Here is a 20,831-nt window from a genome sequence, read left to right as displayed (position 1 = left end):
CCGGGGTCCGGGGCGGAGCCCCGTGGCGGCCCCGGGCGGAGCCCCCACGTGGCGGAGCCGCACATCAAGGCCACCGGGAAGGGACAGAGCAGCGAGCGGGGAACCCCTACTCCGCCGGCGTGAAGCGGACCGCGAAGCCGCCGTTCTTGGGGATGGCGATCGACAGGCGGGAGGCGGACGTCACGTCACGGGTTTCGGTGACGATCTGGCCGTCCGGACCGTCCTTGTAGAGCTCGGCGCGCCACTTACCCGCACCCAGGAAGGTCAGAGGCTCGTCCAGGGTGCGCGCGTCGCCTGAGGTGATCGCGCCGAGGTACCAGTCGTCGCCGGAGCGGCGGGCGAGGACCGCGCGGTCGCCGGGGGCGCCGTCGACGAGCTTGGTGTCGTCCCACACCGTGGGCACGGTGCGCAGGAACTTCCGGGCGAGGGGCTTGCTGTCGTACGACTCGACGCTGTCGGCGAAGTGTTGCACCCCAGACTCGTACACCACGGACAGCGCGAGTTCCGCCGCGTCGCTGGTGGGCCGTACCCCGGTGAAGGTGACGGGGGTGAAGTCCATGGAGCCGATGAGGTTACGGGTGAAGGGCAGCGTGGTGTAGTGCGCGGCCGGGAAGGGTTCGCGGCCGGGCTTGGGGCGGGTGCCCTCGGCGCCCTTGACGGCTTCGGTGCTCATCAGCTGAGGCCAGGTGCGCTCCTGGCCACGCGGGATGGTGGCGCCGTGGAAGTTCAGCATGAACTGGTACTTGGCGCTGTCCTTGAAGACCGCGTCGTACCACCGCATCCGGTCCTGCCCGTCGGACTCCAGGAAGTCGATCTTCAGCCCGACCACGCCCCAGGACTTCCACAGCGGCATCAGCCGGTCGCGTTCGCTCTGCGCGTCGATGGTCTGCCAGCGCGCCCACAGCCAGATGCCGACGCCCTTCTCCTTGGCGTAGGCGGTCAGCTCGGGCACCCAGTCGTTGCTCCAGCCGGAGTCGACGAGGACGTAGCTCCAGCCCTCGCGGGCGGCGAAGTCGACGAACTTCTTCTGCGCGGCGAGGCTGGTCGGGCTCTGCCCGTCGGACCACCAGGACCATGCGGCCTTGCCGGGTTTGATCCAGGAGGTGTCGGCGACCTTGGAGGGCGCGGCGAGGTCGGTGGGCAGGTCGCTCTCGGTGACGGTGGCGAGGTCGCCGATGACGAGGGTGCGCCAGGGTGTGGTGAGGCCGGGGGAGCTGACTTCGGCGGGGTCGGGGAGGGTCAGCTTGAAGCGGTCGGTGGTGGCGTCGAGGGTGAGGCGGGAGCCGCCGTAGGAGCTGTTGAGGTCGGCTTCCTCGACGAGCATCCAGCTGTCGCCGATGTGGAACAGCGAGGGGTAGCCGTAGTCGCCCGCCTTGGCGTCGGCGACGGTGGTGTGGTCGTGGGCGGATTCGTAGTCCTGGCGGCCGTTGTCGTACGGCAGCAGGAAGGAGTCGGCGGTCGGCGGGACGGCGAACTCGGTGGCCTCGCCGAGCACGGTGACGGTGTCCTTGCCGGGCAGTACGTAGCGGTAGGCGAGCCCGTCGGCGGAGACCCGGACGACGACCTTGAGGGTCTGCCCCTGTTTGCGGAAGGTGAAGGTGGACTCGGAGGCGTCGGAGGTGTGGTGGGTGCGGCGTCCGCTGACGGTCGTGTACGTCTCGTGGATCCGCCGGTCGCTGCGTCCTTCGTAGCGCAGCCCGGCGCTGAAGTCGGTGTCGGCGGTGCGGATGCCGAGCGCGGAGGGGCGCAGGACGGTGGTGCGGCCGTGCTGGGCGGACAGCGCCAGCCCGCCGTCGCGGGTCAGCGTGAGCTGCCCGCTGACCTGGCCTTGGCCGGTCAGCCGCCAGCTGTGGCCATCGGCTTTCGCGTCGGCTTTCGCGGACGCCTCCGCCCGTAGTGGTACGAGGACGGCCACGGCGCAGGCGATGGCCGCCGCGGCTCTGGTGACCCTGGATCGTATGACGCGCAACGTTCCCTCCCGTTGGAGTCGGCTCTAGGGGTGCGGCAGGAGTACGGCTCGATACATCTGACCTATCCGGTGTCTTGACGCATCATTAGCCCGTTCCTACGCTCCCGTCTAGCCAAATCATCGGATCAATCTGTTTGCTGTGTTGGATGGAGCTGGTCGAAAGATGGCAGTCAGCAGACGTGGATTCCTGGGCCGGGTGGCGGCGGGCGCGGCCGCCGGGACGACGGCGGGGGTCACCCTCGCCGAACCGGCCACGGCGGCAGCGGCGCAGCGGGCCGTGACCCTGCGGGGCATGCGGACGGACAAGGAGTGGGATCGGTTCCTCGCCGGGCAGGACCTGCTCTGGAAACGGATGCCGCGCACCTGGTACGAGGGGCCGTTCCTCGGCAACGGGCTGTTCGGCTCGATCGTCTATCAGGAGCCGGGCGAGAACGCCCTGCGCTTCACCGTCCACCACAGCGAGTCCCAGGACCACCGCCCGACCGAGGGCGGCAGCGACTGGGGCGTGGCGCGGCTGCCGGTCGGCAATCTGCTGCTGCGCCCGGTCGGCGCGATCACCGGCGTCGATCTGCGCCTGGACCTGTGGAACGCCGAGGTCCGCGGCACGATCACCACCGGCAAGGGCACGCTGAAGCTGCGCGCCCTGGTGCACAACGACCGGACGATGCTGCTGGCCACCGTGGAGGCGAGCGAGGGCGAGGAGGGGTTCCGCTGGGAGTACCGCCCCTCCCCCGCGATCAGCCCGCGTATCGTCCGCGAGGACCCGCCCAAGGGCTTCGAGCCGAATCCGGCCCCGGTCAGCCGCACCGAGGACGGGATGGGCATCACCGTCCAGTCGCTGGTCCCGGGCGGGCAGACGGCGAGCGCGTACAAGGAGCGCGGCACGGGCCGGGAGCGTACGTACTACCTGGCGGTCGCACACTCCTTCCCCGGTACGGACGCGGAGGGCCGGGTCCGCACCACCGTACGCAAGGCGTCCGCGCTGCCCGTCTCCAGCCTGCTGCGCTCCCACCGCGACTGGTGGCACCGCTTCTACCGCAAGAGCTTCATCTCCGTCCCCGACGGCATGCTGCAGAGCTTCTACTGGATCCAGCTCTACAAGCTGGCCTGCGCGGCCCGTGAGCACGCCCCGGTGATGGCCACCACCGGCCCCTGGGTGGAGCCCACCCCCTGGCCCGGGGTGTGGTGGAACCTCAATGTGCAGCTGGAGTACTGGCCGGTCTACGGCTCCAACCACCTGGAGCTGGACGCGATCCCGCGCACCCTCACCGAGAACACCGATGTCCTGATCAAGGCGCTCAAGCCCGAGTACCAGGCCGATTCGGCCGGGCTGCGCCGCTCCACGGACGCGCAGTGCGAGGACAACGGCTCGATGCCGGTCCCGGGCGTCGGCGACCCGGAGGTCGGCAATCTGCCGTGGGCGCTGCACAACGTATGGCTGACCTACCGGCACTCCATGGACCGGGGCCTGCTGGAGGATGTGCTCTATCCGCTGCTGCGCCGCTCCACCAACTACTACCTGCACTTTCTCCAGGAGCAGTCGGACGGGAAGCTGCATCTGCCGAAGACCTTCTCGCCCGAGTACGGGTCGGCCCCGGACTGCAACTACGACCTGGCGCTGCTGCGCTGGAGCTGTACGACCCTGCTGGAGACCGTGGAGCTGCTGGGCAAGGACGACGAGCTGGCGCCCAAGTGGCGCGAGGTGCTGGACAAGCTGGTGGACTACCCGGTGGACGAGAACGGCTTCATGATCGGCACCGGGGTGCCGTTCGCGAAGTCGCACCGCCACTACTCGCACATGCTCTCCGTCTACCCCCTCTACCTGGTCAACTGGGACCAGAAGGAGAGCCGCGACCTGATCGAGCGCTCGCTGGAGCACTGGATCAGCTTCGAGGGCGCGCTGCGCGGCTACAGCTTCTCGGGCGCGGCCTCGATCTCCACCCAGATGGGCCGGGGCGATGACGCGCTGAAGTATCTGCGCGAGCTGGTGGCGCGGTTCATCCAGCCCAATACGCACTACTACGAGGCGGGCCCGGTCATCGAGACCCCGCTGTCGGGCGCGCAGTCCATCCACGACATGCTCTGCCAGAGCTGGGGCGACACCATCCGCTTCTTCCCCGGTGTGCCGGGCGAGTGGCGGGATGTGGCCCTGCACGACTTCCGCACCCAGGGCGCGTTCCTGGTCAGCGGGGTGCGCAAGGGCGGTACGACGCGCTGGGTGCGGGTGCGCAGCCTGGCCGGGGAGCCGTGCCGCGTCCGGCACTCGATCGCCGGGCGGGTGACGGTCGCAGGGGTCGGCGGGCCCGCGCCGAAGTGGCGGGAGGTGGCCGACGGCGTGATCGAGCTGGAGCTGGACCGGGACGAGGAGGCGGTGGTGTACCCGGCGGGGTCGCGGCCGGACTTCGAGATCGCACCCGTGAAGGTCACCAAGCCCGCGGAGCGCTGGGGGTTGCCGGCGCTGCCGGAGACGGGCGCGGCCACTCAGGTGGATCTGGTCGGCCACTTCGACAACGACGCCATCACCACCGAGATGTACTACGGGGACGGCGACTTCGACGGGACCGGCCGGACGTATCCGATGGTCCAGCTGCCGCAGACGGGGCAGACGGAGGACGACGGGATCACTTTCTCGTTCACCAACGGCAGCGAGGGCTCCAACAACAACGTCATCGCGGCCGGCCAGAAGATCTCCGTCCCGACGGGCTCGTACGCGAAGCTGCATGTGCTGGGCTCGGGCGATACGGCGGATGTGACGGTGCCCGCCGAGCTCGGTTACGCGGACGGCTCGACCGCGAAGGCGAATATCCAGCTCACGGCCTGGCTGTCGGGCCCGAAGTACGGCGAGACGGAGGCGGTGCGCACCAGCCAGATCCACACCCGTACCGGCGCACTGGGCACCAAGGCGGCGATCTTCCACCAGAAGGTGGAGCTGGACCCGGTCAAGGAGCTGGCCACCGTGACCCTGGGCGCCCCGTCGGGGACCGCGAGGGCGCATATCTTCGCGCTCACGCTGGAGAAGAGCGGCTGACAGTCAGCTTCCGACCATGCGACGGCCGTCCCATCCGGGGCGGCCGTCGTTGCTCATGTGTGCACTCAAGATGACAAGTGAGAGAAATTGTTGGCACGCAGTGTCTTGCGACCTGGCACAGCGTGCCATACGGTGATGTTGTCCGAGCGGACGACGCGCAGCACGAACAACGGCGCGCCGACTGTCCCCGCAAGCCGCTTTGCGCGCCCGGACCGCCTGCGTCACCAGGCACCCTCCGCGCTACCCGCGCGCTGCTCAGCACCACCTCCGCCGAACCGACGGCACCAGCACCAGCAGCAACCGTCAATGAGCCCAGCGTTCCCTCAAGCGTCCCCCGACGCTTCGCCGGAGGCACCGATGAACGAAATCCTGGACGCGATCCTGGCGTCGACAGCGCCCGACCACGGCTCCCCCGCCCTGGAGCCCGCGGACTTCGCCGCCCTGCCCGTCCCCGAGTCGTACCGCGCGGTGACCGTGCACAAGGACGAGGCCGAGATGTTCACCGGCCAGACCACCAAGGAGAAGGACCCCCGTAAGTCACTGCACGTGGACGAGGTGCCGGTGCCCGAACTCGGCCCCGGCGAGGCCCTGGTGGCCGTCATGGCCTCCTCGGTCAACTACAACTCCGTGTGGACCTCGATCTTCGAGCCGCTGCCCACCTTCGGCTTCCTGGAGCGGTACGGCAGGCTCTCCCCGCTCGCCAAGCGGCACGATCTGCCGTACCACATCATCGGCTCCGACCTCGCGGGCGTCGTGCTGCGCACCGGCCCCGGGGTCAACATCTGGCAGCCCGGCGACGAGGTCGTCGCACACTGCCTGTCCGTCGAGCTGGAGTCCGCGGACGGCCACAACGACACCATGCTCGACCCCGAGCAGCGCATCTGGGGCTTCGAGACCAACTTCGGCGGCCTCGCCGAACTCGCGCTCGTCAAGTCCAACCAGCTCATGCCCAAGCCCACCCATCTGAGCTGGGAGGAGGCCGCCGCCCCCGGTCTGGTCAACTCGACCGCGTACCGGCAGCTGGTCTCCCGCAACGGCGCCGGGATGAAGCAGGGCGACAACGTGCTGATCTGGGGCGCCAGCGGCGGCCTCGGCAGCTACGCCACCCAGTTCGCCCTCGCCGGCGGCGCCACCCCGATCTGTGTGGTCTCCTCGCCCCGCAAGGCCGAGATCTGCCGGGCCATGGGCGCCGAGGCGATCATCGACCGCAGCGCCGAGGACTACAAGTTCTGGAAGGACGAGCACACCCAGGACCCGAAGGAGTGGAAGCGCCTCGGCAAGCGCATCCGCGAGCTGACCGGCGGCGAGGACGTGGACATCGTCTTCGAGCACCCGGGCCGGGAGACCTTCGGCGCGAGCGTGTACGTCACCCGCAAGGGCGGCACCATCGTCACCTGCGCGTCCACGTCCGGCTACACCCACGAGTACGACAACCGCTACCTGTGGATGTCGCTCAAGCGCATTGTCGGCTCCCACTTCGCCAACTACCGCGAGGCGTGGGAGGCCAACCGGCTGATCGCCAAGGGCAAGATCCACCCCACCCTCTCCAAGGTCTACCCCCTGGAGGAGACCGGCCAGGCCGCCCACGACGTCCACCGCAACGTCCACCAGGGCAAGGTCGGCGTCCTGTGCCTCGCCCCCCAGGAGGGCCTGGGCGTGCGCGACCCGGAGCTGCGCGAACGCCACATCGACGCCATCAACCTGTTCCGGGGCGCGGCGTGACGGCCCCCGAACAGCCCGGGAAAGACGGGCGGCAGAAGAAGGACCGGCCCTGGCTGATGCGGACCTACGCCGGCCACTCCTCCGCCGAGGCCTCCAACGAGCTGTACCGGCGCAACCTCGCCAAGGGCCAGACCGGTCTGTCCGTGGCCTTCGACCTGCCCACCCAGACCGGCTACGACCCCGACCACATCCTGGCCCGCGGCGAGGTGGGCCGGGTCGGCGTCCCTGTCTGCCACCTCGGGGACATGCGCCGGCTGTTCCAGGACATCCCCCTGGAGCGGATGAACACCTCCATGACCATCAACGCCACCGCCATGTGGCTGCTGGCGCTGTACCAGGTGGTCGCGGAGGAGCAGGGCGTGGACGTGGCCGCGCTGCAGGGCACCACACAGAACGACATCGTCAAGGAGTACCTGTCGCGCGGGACGCATGTCTTCCCGCCCGGACCGAGCCTGCGGCTGACCACCGACATGATCGCGTACACGGTCGGCGCCATCCCCAAGTGGAACCCGATCAACATCTGCAGCTACCACCTGCAGGAGGCCGGGGCCACCCCGGTGCAGGAGATCGCCTACGCGATGTCCACCGCGATCGCCGTACTGGACGCCGTACGGGCCTCCGGGCAGGTGCCCCAGGAGCGCTTCGGCGATGTGGTCGCCCGTATCTCCTTCTTTGTGAACGCGGGCGTCCGGTTCATCGAGGAGATGTGCAAGATGCGCGCCTTCGGCCGCATCTGGGACCGGATCACCCTGGAGCGCTACGGCGTCCAGGACCCCAAACACCGCCGCTTCCGCTACGGCGTCCAGGTCAACTCCCTCGGGCTGACCGAGGCCCAGCCGGAGAACAACATCCAGCGCATCGTGCTGGAGATGCTGGCGGTCACCCTCTCCAAGGACGCCCGCGCCCGCGCCGTACAGCTCCCGGCCTGGAACGAGGCGCTGGGGCTGCCCCGCCCCTGGGACCAGCAGTGGTCGCTGCGTATCCAGCAGGTCCTCGCCCACGAGAGCGATCTGCTGGAGTACGACGACATCTTCGCCGGCTCGCACGTCATCGAGGCCGAGGTGGACGCCCTCGTCGAGGCCGCGACGGCCGAGATCGACCGGATCCAGGAGATGGGCGGGGCCATGGCCGCCGTCGAGTCCGGCTATCTCAAGGCGCAGCTGGTCGCCTCGCACGCCGAGCGCAGGGCGCGTATCGAGGCGGGCGAGGAGAAGATCGTCGGCGTCAACTGCTACGAGTCCACCGAGCCCAATCCGCTCACCGCCGACCTGGACACCGCGATCATGACGGTGGACCCGGAGAACGAGGCGCGGGTGGTCCGTGCGCTGGTCGCCTGGCGCGACCGGCGCGAGGAGGGCCGGGCCCAGGACGCCCTGGCCGCGCTCAAGAAGGCCGCCGCGGGCAGCGACAACCTGATGGCCGCGACCCTGGAGTGCGCCCGCGCGGGCGTCACCACAGGTGAGTGGTCCTGGGCGCTGCGGGATGTGTTCGGCGAGTTCCGCGCCCCGACCGGGGTCGGCGGGGCGCCCGTGGCGGTCGCCGCCGAGGCGGGCACCCCGCTCGCCGCCGTCCGGGCCAAGGCCGCCGCGACCGCCGCCGGCCTCGGCGTCGGCAAGCTGCGGCTGCTGGTCGGCAAGCCGGGCCTGGACGGGCACAGCAACGGCGCCGAGCAGATCGCCGTACGGGCCCGGGACGCCGGTTTCGAGGTGATCTACCAGGGGATCCGGCTCACCCCCGAGCAGATCGTCTCGGCGGCCGTCGCCGAGGACGTGCACTGCGTCGGGCTGTCCATACTCTCCGGCTCGCACGCCGAGCTGGTGCCGGACGTACTGGCCCGGCTGCGCGCGGCCGGGGCCCCCGACATCCCGGTGATCGTCGGCGGGATCATCCCGGCCGCGGACGCCGTGGCGCTGCGCGAGGCCGGTGTGGCTGCCGTCTTCACCCCGAAGGACTTCGGTATCACAGAGATCATCGGCCGTATCGTCGACGAGATCCGCACCGCGAACCAGCTCGACCCCCTGGAGGTCCCCGCATGACCGCGCCCGTGAACCGCTTGCGACCGCGCCGCTCCTGCCTCGCCGTGCCCGGCAGCAACCCGCGCTTCCTGGAGAAGGCGCAGGGCCTCCCCGCCGACCAGGTCTTCCTGGACCTGGAGGACGCATGCGCGCCGCTGGCCAAGCCCGGGGCGCGGCACACCATCGTCAAGTACCTCAACGAGGGCGACTGGACGGGCAAGACACGGGTGGTGCGCGTCAACGACTGGACGACCGAGTGGACGTACCGCGACGTGGTGACGGTGGTGGAGGGCGCGGGCCCCAACCTCGACTGCATCATGCTGCCGAAGGTGCAGAACGCCGAGCAGATCGTCGCGCTCGACCTGCTGCTGACGCAGATCGAGAAGACGATGGGGTTCGAGGTCGGCCGGATCGGCATCGAGGCGCAGATCGAGAACGCCCAGGGCCTGAACAACGTCAACGCGATCGCGCAGGCCTCCCCGCGCATCGAGACGATCATCTTCGGCCCGGCCGACTTCATGGCCTCGATCAATATGAAGTCGCTGGTCGTGGGCGAGCAGCCGCCCGGCTACCCGGCCGACGCCTACCACTACATCCTGATGAAGATCCTGATGGCCGCGCGCGCCAACGACCTCCAGGCGATCGACGGACCGTATCTGCAGATCAAGAACGTGGACGGGTTCCGCGAGGTCGCGGGCCGCGCCGCCGCGCTCGGCTTCGACGGTAAATGGGTGCTGCACCCGGGCCAAGTCGAGGCCGCCAACGAGGTCTTCTCGCCCTCGCAGGAGGACTACGACCACGCCGAGCTGATCCTGGACGCGTACGAGTACTACACGTCCGAGGCGGGCGGCAAGAAGGGCTCGGCGATGCTCGGCGACGAGATGATCGACGAGGCCAGCCGCAAGATGGCGCTGGTGATCGCCGGCAAGGGCCGGGCCGCCGGGATGGCCCGTACGTCCCGCTTCGAGACCCCTGAGGCGTGAGCGCCATGCAGTTCGGCCGCACCTACGAGGAGTTCTCGGTGGGCGATGTCTACCGGCACTGGCCGGGGAAGACCGTCACCGAGTACGACGACCACCTCTTCTGTCTGCTCACCATGAACCACCACCCGCTCCACCTGGACGCCAACTACGCCGAGAAGACGACCGACTTCGGGAAGAACGTGGTGGTCGGGAACTACATCTACTCGCTGCTGCTCGGCATGTCCGTACCGGACGTCTCCGGCAAGGCCATCGCCAATCTGGAGATCGAGTCGCTGCGCCATGTCGCGCCCACCTTCCACGGCGACACGATCTACGGCGAGACGACGGTGCTCGGCAAGACCCCGTCGAAGTCCAAGCCCGACCGGGGCGTGGTCCATGTGGAGACCAAGGGCTACAAGCAGGACGGCACGCTCGTCTGCGTCTTCCGGCGCAAGGTGATGGTGCCGACGGCGATGTACATCAAGGAGCGGGGCGGCGAGCAGCCCGGCCGGCCCCAGCTGGGAGAGGACTGAGATGAGCCGCCTCGCGCAGACCGACGGCCTGACGGACGTCCAGCAGGAGATCCTGGCGACCGTCAGGGACTTCGTCGACAAAGAGATCCTGCCGGTCGCCACCGAGCTGGAGCACCGCGACGAGTACCCGGCCCAGATCGTCGAGGGTCTGAAGGAGCTCGGCGTCTTCGGGCTGATGATCCCCGAGGAGTACGGGGGGCTCGGCGAGTCGCTGCTGACCTACGCGCTGTGCGTGGAGGAGATCGCCCGCGGCTGGATGAGCGTGTCCGGCATCATCAACACCCACTTCATCGTCGCGTACATGCTCAAGCAGCACGGCACCCAGGAGCAGCAGGAGTACTTCCTGCCCAAGATGGCGCTGGGCGAGATCCGCGGCGCCTTCTCGATGTCGGAGCCGGGCCTGGGCTCGGATGTGTCCGCGATCGCCACCAAGGGCGTCCGGGACGGCGACGACTATCTGCTCACCGGCCAGAAGATGTGGCTGACCAACGGCGGCACCTCCACGGTGGTGGCCGTGCTGTGCCGGACCGACGAGCCGGACGCGCAGGGCGAGAAGCCGGCCCCGCACAAGTCCATGACCACCTTCCTGGTGGAGAAGGAGCCGGGCTTCGGCGAGGTCCGCCCCGGGCTCACCATCCCCGGCAAGATCGAGAAGATGGGCTACAAGGGCGTCGACACCACCGAGCTCATCCTGGACGGACTGCGCATTCCGGCGGATCGCGTCCTCGGCGGCACGACCGGCCGCGGTTTTTACCAAATGATGGACGGAGTGGAGGTCGGGCGGGTCAATGTGGCCGCCCGTGGCTGCGGTGTGGCGCGCCGCGCCTTCGAGCTCGGCGTTGCATATGCACAGCAGCGGCACACCTTCGGCAAACCCATCGCGCAACATCAGGCCATCCAGTTCAAACTGGCCGAAATGGCCACAAAGGTAGAGGCGGCCCATGCGATGATGGTCAACGCGGCACGTAAGAAGGACTCGGGCAGGCGCAATGACCTGGAGGCGGGGATGGCCAAATACCTGGCCTCCGAGTACTGCAAGGAGGTCGTGGAGGACGCCTTCCGCATCCACGGCGGCTACGGCTTCTCCAAGGAGTACGAGATCGAGCGCCTGTACCGCGAAGCCCCGATGCTTCTCATCGGCGAAGGAACCGCCGAGATCCAGAAAATGATTATCGGACGACGGCTGCTGGAGGAGTACCGTATCAACGGCTGAATTTACCTTTTTGGCATGGTATTGCGGTGGTGGCCGCGAGAAGAAGATCACACCATGCCGGGGGGACTTCAGCCATCGACAGGCCCCGGCGCTTGCCCAGTTACCGCTCGCAACCGCTACGATCCCGTAAAGCCGCCGTCCCCAGTCTCAGTCGCGGCACCCTCCGCTACGAAGGTCATCCATGCCCCACAGCCAATCCTCTGCACCACGCGACAGCCTGGCCGGCGTACGCCTCGCGCGCGGAGCGTCGCCGTGGCTCCTCCCGACCGTCGCCACGGCGGCGGTCAGTCTCATTCGCGCCCGCCGCTCCGGACGCTGGGCGGCGGTCGCCGTGCCCGCCACCGCTCTCGCGGCGGGCATGCTGTGGTTCTTCCGCGACCCTGAGCGAGAGATCACTCAGGGCCGGGTCATCTCCCCGGCCGACGGCGTGGTGCAGAGCATCATGCCGTGGAAGGACGGACGCACCCGCGTCGCCATCTTCATGAGCCCGCTGAACGTCCACGTGAACCGCGCCCCGCTGGCCGGCACCGTGACGTCCGTCGAGCACATCCCCGGCGGCTTCGTGCCCGCGTTCAACAAGGAGAGCGAGAACAACGAGCGGGTTGTCTGGCACTTCGACACCGAGCTCGGCGACATCGAGATGGTGCAGATCGCCGGCGCCGTCGCCCGGCGCATCGTGCCGTATGTGCCCCAGGGCACCAAGGTGGAGCAGGGCGAGCGGATCGGCCTGATCCGCTTCGGTTCGCGCGTCGACATCTACCTCCCCCAGGGCATCGACGTCGCGGTCGAGGTCGGCCAGACCACCACAGCGGGGGTGACTCGCCTTGACCGTCACTGATCCCGAAACGCAGGCCGCCACCTGGGCCCCCGGGGCCGAGGTGGACGGGGCCGACGAGGACATGGACGAGACTGACGACATGCCGCTGTCGACGCGCCTGTCGATAGCGGACACGCTCACCCTCGGAAACGCGACCTGTGGCTTCCTGGCGGTGTACTTCACCACCACCGGCGTCCTCATCCCGCACCTGACCGGCAGCGAGGACGGCGGCATGACCCGGCACAGCGCCGCCTCCGCGGTCATGCTGATGCTGCTCGCCTCCGTCTTCGACCTGTTCGACGGGCTCGTCGCGCGCAAGCTGCGCAGCTCGGCGATGGGCGCGGAGCTGGACAACCTCTCCGACCTGATCAGCTTCGGGCTCGCCCCCGCGTACTTCGTGGTGGTCTGGGGCATGGTCGCCGACGACGCCTACCAGCGGGTCTCGGCGGTCGCCGCGATCGTGGTGCTGCTGGCGGTGGTGCTACGGCTTGCGAGATTCTCCTGCGTGACCATGCCCCACGGCGTCTTCCAGGGCATGCCGAGCCCCTTCGGCGCGCTCACCGTGGTCTCGGTCGTGCTGCTCGGCCTGCCGTTCGTCCCCACGCTGCTGGCCATCGTCGGCGTCGCCTGGCTGATGGTGAGCCGCGTGGAGTACCCCAAGCCCCGCGGCCGGCTCGCGGTCGCCATGCTGAGCTGGATCGTCACCAGCATGGCCCTCCTGGCGGCCTGGGCCTTCGAGGCCCCCGGCGGCGAACTGCTGCTCCAGACCGCCTGCGCCCTGCAGCTGGTCCTCGGCGCGGTCATCCCCCTCTTCGCCATGGCCCGCCGGGTCAACGCCTTCCGCGACAACCGCCGCGAGGCAAGGACGGCGCAGCTGCCGTAGCGCGGCGATCAGTCATACGGCAATGGGGTGGGCCCGAGCGATGCGCTCGGGCCCACCCCGTTTCGGTGTTCTCGCGGCTGTACGGCTCCGCTCACGGTCGGCGGGCCTGGGGCGGCGTTCGGGGGCAGAACCGGCTCAGGCGAGAAAGTCCGCCGCGAGCTGTTCCGCCGCGCGTTCCAGGAGGGGGCCGGCGTCGGAGATGCAGCGGGCGGGGTCCGGTTCCAGGGCGGTCAGGGGGTAGGCACGGCTGATGCCCGCGTCGGCCAGGGCCTCCGCGGGCAGTGCGAGACGGCCGCAGACCGCGACCACCTCGACGCCGCGCGCCCGGGCCGCTGCCGCCACGCCCGCCGGGGCCTTGCCGTGCAGGGTCTGCTCGTCCAGGGAACCCTCGCCGGTGATCACCAGGTCGGCGCGGGCCAGCGCGGGCGCGAAGCCGAGGACGTCGAGCATCACCTCGATCCCGGGGCGGAAGGCCGCGCCGAGGCCGACGAGCGCGCCGTAGCCGATGCCGCCCGCCGCGCCCGCGCCGGGCGCCTGCGCACACTCAGCGGCCCGCGACCCCACCGCCCGCTCCAGGATCTCCGCGTAGTGGGCGAGCGCGGCGTCCAGGGCCGCGACATCGGCCTCGGTCGCGCCCTTCTGCGGGCCGTACACCGCCGCCGCGCCCTTCGGCCCGGTCAGCGGATTGTCCACATCGCTGGCCAGAACGATCTCGGTGTCCGCCAGGCGCGGGTCCAGTCCGCTCAGATCCGCCGTGGCCAGCCCCCGCAGCGGACCACCCCCGTGCTCGACCGGCTCGCCCGCGGCATCCAGCAGCCGGCCGCCCAGCGCGGCCAGCATGCCCGCGCCGCCGTCGGTGGTCGCGCTGCCGCCGACCCCGAAGACGATGGTGCGGGCGCCCGCGTCCAGCGCCGCGCGCAGCAGCTCGCCGCTGCCGTACGTGGTCGCGGTCAGCGGCGCGAAAACCCCCTGCGGCAGATGGCGCAGCCCGGACGCCTCGGCCATCTCGACCACCGCCACCTCGCCGCGCTGCGCGTACGCCGCGGTCACCGGCTCGCCCAGCGGCCCCGTCACCCGTGCCGTACGCCGCTCGAACCCGGCGGCGACCGCCGCGTCCACCGTCCCGTCGCCGCCGTCGGCCACGGGCAGCGCCTCGACGCTCACCGCCCCGGCCCCGCCCGGCGCCCCGCGCCGCAGCCCGGCCGTCACATGCTCGGCGACCTCCACGGCCGTCAGCGAGCCCTTGAACTTGTCCGCGGCGATCAACACCCGCCTCGGCGCCCCCGGCCGTATCCCGTCCCGGCCCCGCGCCCTTGCCTTCGCAGCATCCGTCACCGTCGTAACCCCTCGCTCTCCGCCCCCGGCCGACCCGCCACCCCTCAGCCGGACCCTATATCGGGCGGTCCGGCCTGCGTACGCGCACCGGCTCGGGTAAACCTGACACATGGCCCTAGGCGGGAGCACACTCGCGGATCGGATCCTCGGCGGCTGGCTCGGCCGCATCGCCGGGAACATGCTCGGCAAGCCCGTGGAGCGCGGCGATCACTGGACCCGGGAGCGGATCGACCGCTATCTGCGCCGCGCGGACGCCCTGCCCCTGACCGACTACTTCCCCGCGCTGGAGCCGCCGCCGGACCCCGTGGAGTTCGAGCTGCGGCCGGAGTGGCAGGAGTGCACCCGGGGCCGGATCCACGGCAGCTGCCGGGACGACGACATCGACTACACCCTGCTGGGACTGCAGCTCCTGGAGACCCACGGCTTCGACTTCACCACCGAGCAGGTCGGCGACCTGTGGCTGCTGCGCCTGCCGTATCTCCAGACCTTCACCGCCGAGCGCATCGCCTACCGGAACCTCGCCGCTGGGGTGAAGCCACCGCTCACCGCCACCCTCGACAACCCCTACCAGGAGTGGATCGGCGCCCTCATCCGCGCCGACATCCACGGCTGGGTCAACCCCGGCGACCCGCGCACCGCCGCCGCGATGGCCCGGCGCGACGCCGTGCTGTCGCACACCGGCAACGGCGTGTACGGGGCGATGTGGGCGGCCGCTTTGATCGCCGCCGCGTTCACGGCCGACGGCCCGCGCGACGCGATCGAAGCGGCGCTGGACCGCATCCCGCCGCGCTGCCGCCTGGCCCGTACGGTCCGCAAGGCAGCCGCCCTGTACGAGGCGGGGGTGAGCCGGTCGGACGCGCTGGACCAGCTGGAGCGGGACACGAGCGGCCTGCACTGGATCCACACCGTGCCCAACGCGGCCGTCATCACGGCCGGGCTGCTCTACGGCGAGGGCGACTTCACCTCGACCATCGCCCTCACCGTACGCGGCGGCCTGGACACCGACTCCAACGGCGCGACGGCCGGATCGGTCGCGGGCGTCCTGTACGGCGCGGCGGCGATCCCCCCTCAGTGGACCGAACCGCTGCGGGACCGGGTGCGCAGCGCGGTGTTCGGCTTCGACGGGGCCCGGATCAGCGACCTTGCGGCGCGCACGCACCGGCTGGCGATGGCGCGGGCGGGTGCGGGGGCAGGTGCGGGGACGGCTGTGGGCTGAGCATGCGCCCAGGGGGCCGGTCGAGCCGTTACGCGCGACTGCGGTCCACCGCGTCCCATGCGTCGCCCAGCCAGCTGTCGTGGCTGTCGAGCAGCGCGAGGAGCGACGCGGTCACGCGCTCGTCCCATCCGTCCGTCTCCACGTCGAGCTCGAAGTTGTCCGCCACCCCGCTGTGCCAGTCGAGGACGACCTGGTCCCCCGCGCGCCACTTCGTACGGCGTGGCATGCGCGCGATGTCGCCGCTGGCCGCGATCAGGCTGCCGACCATGATGGCCAGCTGAATCGGGGAGATCAGCCACCACACGCCCCACCAGAAGGCCCGCCCCTTGAGCCCGGCGACGGACGGTGCCCCGGCCCGCTGGACGGTCCAGCGGGTGCGGATCCTGCCGCCCTTCATGGCCGGTTCGCGGGTGATGAGGGCCAGGGGCTCGCCGGCCGCGCCCAGCACCTCGTACGTGGCGGGGCCGCCCTTGGCCGCCGACTTGGTCACGACCTGGGCGAACACGTGGGTGCGGTGCGGGTCGGCCCAGAGGGTGAAGGCGCGGACGCCCTGTTTGCGGGCGGCGCGGTACTCGTCGTGGCCGCCGCCGGGCGGAAGCAGCCGCTCGGGGAAGGCCACGGTCCGGATGGTCCGGCCGCCTTCGGGGTCGGGTCCGTCGGAGGTGCGTATCTCCAGGGTGACGCGCCCGTCCTGGGGCGGCGGCGGGTCCCCCTTCTTCTTGTCCCACTTGTGCTGCACGCTCGTATCGCTCAGCCACACAGACCGCGTCATCTGGAACTCTTCGCCTCCGCCGCGCCGATCACCTACGGAGGCGGACTCTACCTCTCCGTATAAACGGTCCGGATAAACGCGCTCGCCGACCTCCGTTGCCGGTGCGTACGCTCGCCCCATGAGCACCGAAGCGACGCGCCGGCCTCTCGTGGCGATCCTGAGCGGGGCGGGCATCTCCACGGACTCCGGGATCCCCGACTACCGCGGCCCGCAAGGGTTGTGGCGGCGCGATCCGGAAGCCGAAAAGCTGGTGACGTACGAGTACTACATGTCCGACCCGGACATCCGCCGCCGCTCCTGGCAGATGCGCCGGGACAGCCAGGCGCTGCGCGCCAAGCCGAACCAGGCGCATGAGGCCGTGGCGCGGCTGGAGCGGTCGGGCACGCCGGTCCGGGTGATCACGCAGAACGTGGACGGGCTGCACCAACTCGCCGGGCTCCCCGCGCGCAAAGTCCTGGAGCTGCACGGCACGGCGCGGGCCGTGCAGTGCACGCGCTGCACGGCGCGCTCCGAGATGGCGGAGGCCCTGGAGCGGGTGGCGGGCGGTGAGCCGGACCCGGCCTGTCTGGCGTGCGGCGGGATTCTGAAGTCGGCCACAGTGATGTTCGGGGAAAGCCTCGATCCGGAGGTGCTGACGGGCGCGGTCGCCGTGGCGGAGGCGTGCGAGATCTTCATCGCGGTCGGCACCAGCCTCCAGGTCCAGCCCGCGGCCTCGCTCACCGGGATGGCCGCGGAGTCGGGCGCCCGGCTGATCATCGTCAACGCCGAGCCCACGCCGTACGACGAACTCGCGGACGAGCTGATCCGCGAGCCCATCGGCACGGCCCTGCCCGCGCTGCTGGAGCGCATCGCGGCGGAGGGGTGATACGGAGGTGCCCGTCCGTCCGTGTGAACGGAGCGGACGGGCACCGTGCCGACGCCGGTCAGCGGCGGGTGATCAGCGGGTCCCAGTCCTGGGGGGTGTCGCTGTAGCGGTAGCCGCTGAGCGGGATCTTGATATGCCCCGTGGGGTCGGTCAGCACCAGCCGCTCGTTATCACCGCGCTGGCAGCTGTGATCCGGCCGGCAGTCCCAGCGCACCAGGCGGCCGCTGTCGGCCCACGCGAGTGTCATGCCGATGCTCGACGGACCGACCGTCCGGTGAGTCCCCGTCTCCTTCACCGTCGCCGTCCAGCCGTCGCCCACCGTGTAGTAGCGGCCGTCCGGCGACAGTCCGGCGGGGGGCGCGTCCCAGCCCTCGTACGAGGGGGTCTTCTTGCTCGGCTGCCCCTTCAGGTCGTACCAGGTCTCGATGGCGCCGCCCGGCGGCCACGGGACCAGCAGCAGCTTGCCGTCCCGATTCCACCGCACGTCCGCACGGCCGGACGTGACGATCGCCTTGCTGTCGTCGACGTCCATCGGGCGATACCGCGTTCGGCCCGAGGCGACATCGACCAGGTAGTAGCCGGTCCTCTTGGGGGCTGTGTGCTCCCCGCCATACAATGCCTCGATGTCCGGATAGCCGCTGTACGTGGTGACCACCAGCCGCTTCCCGTCCGGCGACCACTGCACCCCGCCCGCCTTGTGCTCCAGCGGGATCCACTTCGTCACCTTCCCGGTGGTCATGTCGAGGATCCCGACCCGGGACGCGGGCAGTGTCTTCTCCAGGACGGCCGCCCGCCGCATACCGGGGGCGACGTCCACCCAGCCCCAGTCCGTCTTCTCATACTGCTGCGTGCCGGGGTCGTACAGATACCAGGTGTAGGTCGTCCGCTCGGCCCCGCCCTGCTTCCGGGTCTTCCGGTCCGCCTGATACGCCGACACCGCGACGTCCCCGGCGGCGATCAGATGGCGCGGCGGCGACTCGCCCGGGTGAGCGGACACGTCGTTGTCCATCATTCGCCCCGGCCCCGAGTAGCCCGGCTGGTCGCTCTCCGCCAGCACCGGTATCGCCACCCCGCCCACCAGCAGCGCGAAGGCGGCGACCGCCACCGTCACCCCGGTCACGCGGCGCCGGCTGCGCCGCAGCAGGGCCCGGCCCGCCAGGTCGGCCCCGACCGGGGTCGGCGTCTCCTCGGCCCATTCGCGGAGGGTGTCCCGCAACAGCTGGTCAGCGTTCACTTCCACACCTCCGCAGGTGAGTTGCCGAATTCGGGGCCACGGGAGACGGCTCCGGGTTCCAACTCCGGGACCAGCTTGCGCAGTTTGGCCAGCGCCCGGTGCGTCGTACTGCGGACCGTGCCCACCGAGCAGCCGAGCAGCTCGGCCACCTCCCCTTCGGGACAGTCCTCGAAGTAGCGCAGCACCAGCATGGAGCGCTGACGCGCCGTCAGCCGGGCGAGCGCCCGGCGCATCTGGATGCGCAGCTCGGCCGCGCCGGTGGTGTCCTCGCGCCCGGCGGCGTCGGGGAGTTCGGCCACCGTGGTCTCGCGGCGCGTACGCAGCAGCCGCCACAGGCTCACCTGCTGCCGGTAGAGCACCTGCCGCAGATACGCCTCGGGGTTCTCCAGCCTGCCCCAGCGCCCCGCCGCCTTCGCCAGCGCCGTCTGTAACAGGTCCTCGGCGGCGTGGGTGTCGCCGCCGGTCAGGAGGGTCGCCGTGCGCATCAGCGCGGGCGAGCGCGCCGCGACGAATTCGCGGAAGCGGCGCTCTTCCTCATCATTCATGGTTCCCCGTGATCGGTCGTCTTCGTCTCGCGGTCGTCTGTCACCTCCTTGGACGTGTGCGGGGCCGCGCCGCTATGCCGGGTCCGTCAGAAAAGTTGGAGACCCGGCTGTCGCCCCCGCGCCTCGAAGTCCAGCAGCTGCCGCTTGCGGTCGAGCCCGCCGCCGTAGCCGGTGAGGCTGCCGGTGGAGCCGACCACGCGGTGGCAGGGGACGATGATCCCCACCGGGTTCTTGCCGTTGGCCAGGCCCACGGCGCGGGCGGCGGTCGGCCGGCCGAGGCGGTCGGCGAGCTGTCCGTACGAGAGGGTCTCGCCGTACGGGATGCGCTGCAGCTCGGACCAGACGCGGCGCTGGAACGGGGTGCCGGACAGCCGCAGCGGCAGGTCGAACTCGGTCAGCTCGCCCGCGAAGTAGCGGCTCAGCTGGCGGATGGTCTCGGCGAACGGGGACTCGTCGGGGTCGCCGGGGGCGCCGAAGGTCTCCTCGGCCGGGCGGTGGCGCTGGTCGGTCATATAGAGCCCGGCCAGGGCGATTTCGGTGGCGGTTTCGTCGGCGGTTTCGTCGGCGACGAGGGTGAGCTGCCCGTACGGGCTGTCGATGACGGTGTGGGTGCGGGACATGATGGAACTCTTTCGACTCCGGGTTTCCTGTGGTGCGGGTTTCTTACGATGCGGGCAGGTAGTTGATCGGGTGGTCGCCGGTGGCCCACAGATACTGGACGGCGTACGCGCGCCAGGGCCGCCAGCGGGTCGCGTACCGGGTCAGCGCCCCCGGGGTGGCGGGCAGCCCCAGTTCGGCGGCGGCGTGCCGCACCCCGAGGTCGGTCGGGAGAAACGCGTCCGGGTCGCCCAGCGCGCGCATCGCGATGACCTCGACGGTCCACGGCCCGATCCCGGGCAGCTCGGCCAGGCGCGCCCGCGCCTCGTCCCAGTCGCTGCCGACGCCGAGGGCGAGGCGGTCCGAGGCGAGCGCGTCGATCAGCCCGAGGAGTGTGGCGCGGCGGGTACGCGGCATGGCCAGCGCCTCGGGGTCGAGGCCCGCCAGGGCCCGCACGGTCGGGAAGAGATGGGTCAGCCCGCCCGCCGGATCCTCGATCCGCTCACCGTGTGCGGTCACCAGCCGGCCCGCGTGCGTACGGGCCGCCGCCGTGGACACCTGCTGCCCGAGCACCGCGCGCACCGCGAACTCATCGGCGTCCGCCGCACGCGGCACCCGCCGCCCCGGTGCCTTGTCGACCAGCGGCGCGAGGTCGGGGTCGGTGCGCAGCAGCTCGTCGACCGCGACGGGGTCGGCGTCCAGGTCCAGCAGCCGCCGGCATCTGCTGATCGCCCCGGCCAGGTCGCGCATATCGGTGAGCGACAGCTGACAGCCGATGTGGTCCGGCTCCGGGCGCAGTGTCACGACCCCGTGTCCGTACGGCAGCCGCAGCGTGCGGCGGTACGCGCCGTCGCGCCACTCCTCCACCCCGGGCACGGCGGTGGCGGCCAGATGGCCGAAGAGGTTGTCCGGGCACAGCGGCGCCCGGAACGGCAGCCGCAGCGTCAGCGCGCCCGGCGCGGCGGACCGCCCGCCGCGCTTGGCCCGCTGCCGCAGCTCGGTGGGCGACAGCGCGAACACCTCGCGGACGGTGTCGTTGAACGCCCGGATGCTGGCGAAGCCTGCCGCGAAGGCGATCTCCGCCATCGGCAGCCCGGTGGTCTCGATGAGCAGCCGCGCGGTCTG

17 protein-coding genes are annotated in these 20,831 nt (G+C 70.7%); 10 read left to right on the top strand and 7 right to left on the bottom strand.

Translation table 11 applies throughout. The features are described from left to right. Positions 1 to 106: 106 nt before the first annotated feature. Positions 107 to 1,969 carry a glycoside hydrolase family 97 protein gene (locus CCN51_RS02735; protein WP_014175432.1) on the bottom strand — a complete coding sequence of 621 codons (1,863 nt, stop codon included), beginning with the start codon at positions 1,967 to 1,969 and terminating at the stop codon, positions 107 to 109. 163 nt (positions 1,970 to 2,132) lie between these two features. Here CCN51_RS02735 and CCN51_RS02730 point away from each other — a divergent pair, with 163 nt between their 5' ends. The 8 genes from CCN51_RS02730 (at position 2,133) to pssA (ending at position 13,142) form a co-directional block, all read left to right on the top strand. Then, positions 2,133 to 4,997, top strand: coding sequence for a glycosyl hydrolase family 95 catalytic domain-containing protein (locus CCN51_RS02730; protein ID WP_043486522.1), 2,865 nt, complete (start codon positions 2,133 to 2,135; stop codon positions 4,995 to 4,997). Between the two features lie 357 nt (positions 4,998 to 5,354). After that, complete coding sequence (gene ccrA / locus CCN51_RS02725; RefSeq protein ID WP_014175434.1) at positions 5,355 to 6,719, top strand: crotonyl-CoA carboxylase/reductase; 1,365 nt, start codon at positions 5,355 to 5,357, stop codon at positions 6,717 to 6,719. Then, positions 6,716 to 8,755 carry a protein meaA gene (locus CCN51_RS02720; protein ID WP_170061278.1) on the top strand — a complete coding sequence of 680 codons (2,040 nt, stop codon included), beginning with the start codon at positions 6,716 to 6,718 and terminating at the stop codon, positions 8,753 to 8,755. The genes ccrA and CCN51_RS02720 overlap by 4 nt, the downstream gene beginning before the upstream one ends. Next, entirely contained in the window at positions 8,752 to 9,717 is a 966-nt protein-coding gene (locus CCN51_RS02715; RefSeq protein WP_043486523.1) for an HpcH/HpaI aldolase/citrate lyase family protein, read from the top strand. Before CCN51_RS02720 ends, CCN51_RS02715 begins: the two co-directional genes overlap by 4 nt. A gap of 5 nt (positions 9,718 to 9,722) precedes the next feature. Next, positions 9,723 to 10,229, top strand: a complete 507-nt coding sequence (locus CCN51_RS02710; protein ID WP_014175436.1) for a MaoC family dehydratase — start codon at positions 9,723 to 9,725, stop codon at positions 10,227 to 10,229. A 1-nt stretch (position 10,230) separates the two neighbouring features. Beyond that, positions 10,231 to 11,442, top strand: coding sequence for an acyl-CoA dehydrogenase family protein (locus CCN51_RS02705; protein WP_014175437.1), 1,212 nt, complete (start codon positions 10,231 to 10,233; stop codon positions 11,440 to 11,442). Positions 11,443 to 11,623: 181 nt separating this feature from the next. Beyond that, positions 11,624 to 12,280: a phosphatidylserine decarboxylase gene (locus CCN51_RS02700; RefSeq protein WP_014175438.1), complete on the top strand. Its 657-nt coding sequence runs from the start codon at positions 11,624 to 11,626 to the stop codon at positions 12,278 to 12,280. After that, positions 12,267 to 13,142 carry a CDP-diacylglycerol--serine O-phosphatidyltransferase gene (gene pssA / locus CCN51_RS02695; protein WP_014175439.1) on the top strand — a complete coding sequence of 292 codons (876 nt, stop codon included), beginning with the start codon at positions 12,267 to 12,269 and terminating at the stop codon, positions 13,140 to 13,142. The genes CCN51_RS02700 and pssA overlap by 14 nt, the downstream gene beginning before the upstream one ends. A 135-nt stretch (positions 13,143 to 13,277) precedes the next feature. Here pssA and CCN51_RS02690 read toward each other — a convergent pair whose 3' ends face one another. Beyond that, positions 13,278 to 14,411, bottom strand: a complete 1,134-nt coding sequence (locus CCN51_RS02690) for a glycerate kinase (RefSeq protein WP_014175440.1) — start codon at positions 14,409 to 14,411, stop codon at positions 13,278 to 13,280. A 175-nt stretch (positions 14,412 to 14,586) separates the two neighbouring features. On the opposite strand from CCN51_RS02690, the gene CCN51_RS02685 reads away from it, so the two are divergent. Next, the gene (locus tag CCN51_RS02685) at positions 14,587 to 15,693 is read left to right on the top strand and encodes an ADP-ribosylglycohydrolase family protein (protein ID WP_014175441.1); all 1,107 of its coding nucleotides are present in this window, start codon (positions 14,587 to 14,589) and stop codon (positions 15,691 to 15,693) included. Positions 15,694 to 15,721: 28 nt separating this feature from the next. On the opposite strand, the gene CCN51_RS02680 is transcribed toward CCN51_RS02685, so the two are convergent. Next, positions 15,722 to 16,465, bottom strand: coding sequence for a hypothetical protein (locus CCN51_RS02680; protein ID WP_055413904.1), 744 nt, complete (start codon positions 16,463 to 16,465; stop codon positions 15,722 to 15,724). A gap of 118 nt (positions 16,466 to 16,583) precedes the next feature. On the opposite strand from CCN51_RS02680, the gene CCN51_RS02675 reads away from it, so the two are divergent. Next, complete coding sequence (locus CCN51_RS02675) at positions 16,584 to 17,330, top strand: SIR2 family NAD-dependent protein deacylase (RefSeq protein WP_014175443.1); 747 nt, start codon at positions 16,584 to 16,586, stop codon at positions 17,328 to 17,330. A gap of 58 nt (positions 17,331 to 17,388) precedes the next feature. On the opposite strand, the gene CCN51_RS02670 is transcribed toward CCN51_RS02675, so the two are convergent. From CCN51_RS02670 to CCN51_RS02655, 4 genes are all read right to left on the bottom strand, one after another. Next, positions 17,389 to 18,564, bottom strand: coding sequence for a TolB-like translocation protein (locus CCN51_RS02670; RefSeq protein WP_014175444.1), 1,176 nt, complete (start codon positions 18,562 to 18,564; stop codon positions 17,389 to 17,391). Continuing rightward, complete coding sequence (locus CCN51_RS02665; RefSeq protein ID WP_014175445.1) at positions 18,561 to 19,109, bottom strand: SigE family RNA polymerase sigma factor; 549 nt, start codon at positions 19,107 to 19,109, stop codon at positions 18,561 to 18,563. Before CCN51_RS02665 ends, CCN51_RS02670 begins: the two co-directional genes overlap by 4 nt. An 86-nt stretch (positions 19,110 to 19,195) precedes the next feature. Further along, positions 19,196 to 19,729 carry a methylated-DNA--[protein]-cysteine S-methyltransferase gene (locus CCN51_RS02660; RefSeq protein WP_014175446.1) on the bottom strand — a complete coding sequence of 178 codons (534 nt, stop codon included), beginning with the start codon at positions 19,727 to 19,729 and terminating at the stop codon, positions 19,196 to 19,198. 43 nt (positions 19,730 to 19,772) lie between these two features. Further along, the coding region (locus tag CCN51_RS02655; RefSeq protein ID WP_086859220.1) for a DNA-3-methyladenine glycosylase 2 at positions 19,773 to 20,831 on the bottom strand (1,059 nt) is incomplete at its 5' end.

The organism is Streptomyces milbemycinicus (assembly GCF_002154605.1).
GTDB lineage: Bacteria > Actinomycetota > Actinomycetes > Streptomycetales > Streptomycetaceae > Streptomyces > Streptomyces milbemycinicus.
The sequence above is the reverse complement of the archived record's forward strand: the minus strand, read 5'-3'. Positions and strand labels throughout refer to the sequence as shown.

Bases quoted from the DNA above. Each gene is read 5' to 3' on its own strand.
- CCN51_RS02680 (WP_055413904.1), bottom strand. From the start codon at position 16,465: ATGACGCGGTCTGTGTGGCTGAGCGATACGAGCGTGCAGCACAAGTGG.
- CCN51_RS02685 (WP_014175441.1), top strand. From the start codon at position 14,587: ATGGCCCTAGGCGGGAGCACACTCGCGGATCGGATCCTCGGCGGCTGG.
- CCN51_RS02660 (WP_014175446.1), bottom strand. From the start codon at position 19,729: ATGTCCCGCACCCACACCGTCATCGACAGCCCGTACGGGCAGCTCACC.
- CCN51_RS02665 (WP_014175445.1), bottom strand. From the start codon at position 19,109: ATGAATGATGAGGAAGAGCGCCGCTTCCGCGAATTCGTCGCGGCGCGC.
- CCN51_RS02700 (WP_014175438.1), top strand. From the start codon at position 11,624: ATGCCCCACAGCCAATCCTCTGCACCACGCGACAGCCTGGCCGGCGTA.
- ccrA (WP_014175434.1), top strand. From the start codon at position 5,355: ATGAACGAAATCCTGGACGCGATCCTGGCGTCGACAGCGCCCGACCAC.
- CCN51_RS02675 (WP_014175443.1), top strand. From the start codon at position 16,584: ATGAGCACCGAAGCGACGCGCCGGCCTCTCGTGGCGATCCTGAGCGGG.
- CCN51_RS02710 (WP_014175436.1), top strand. From the start codon at position 9,723: ATGCAGTTCGGCCGCACCTACGAGGAGTTCTCGGTGGGCGATGTCTAC.
- CCN51_RS02705 (WP_014175437.1), top strand. From the start codon at position 10,231: ATGAGCCGCCTCGCGCAGACCGACGGCCTGACGGACGTCCAGCAGGAG.
- CCN51_RS02715 (WP_043486523.1), top strand. From the start codon at position 8,752: ATGACCGCGCCCGTGAACCGCTTGCGACCGCGCCGCTCCTGCCTCGCC.
- CCN51_RS02730 (WP_043486522.1), top strand. From the start codon at position 2,133: ATGGCAGTCAGCAGACGTGGATTCCTGGGCCGGGTGGCGGCGGGCGCG.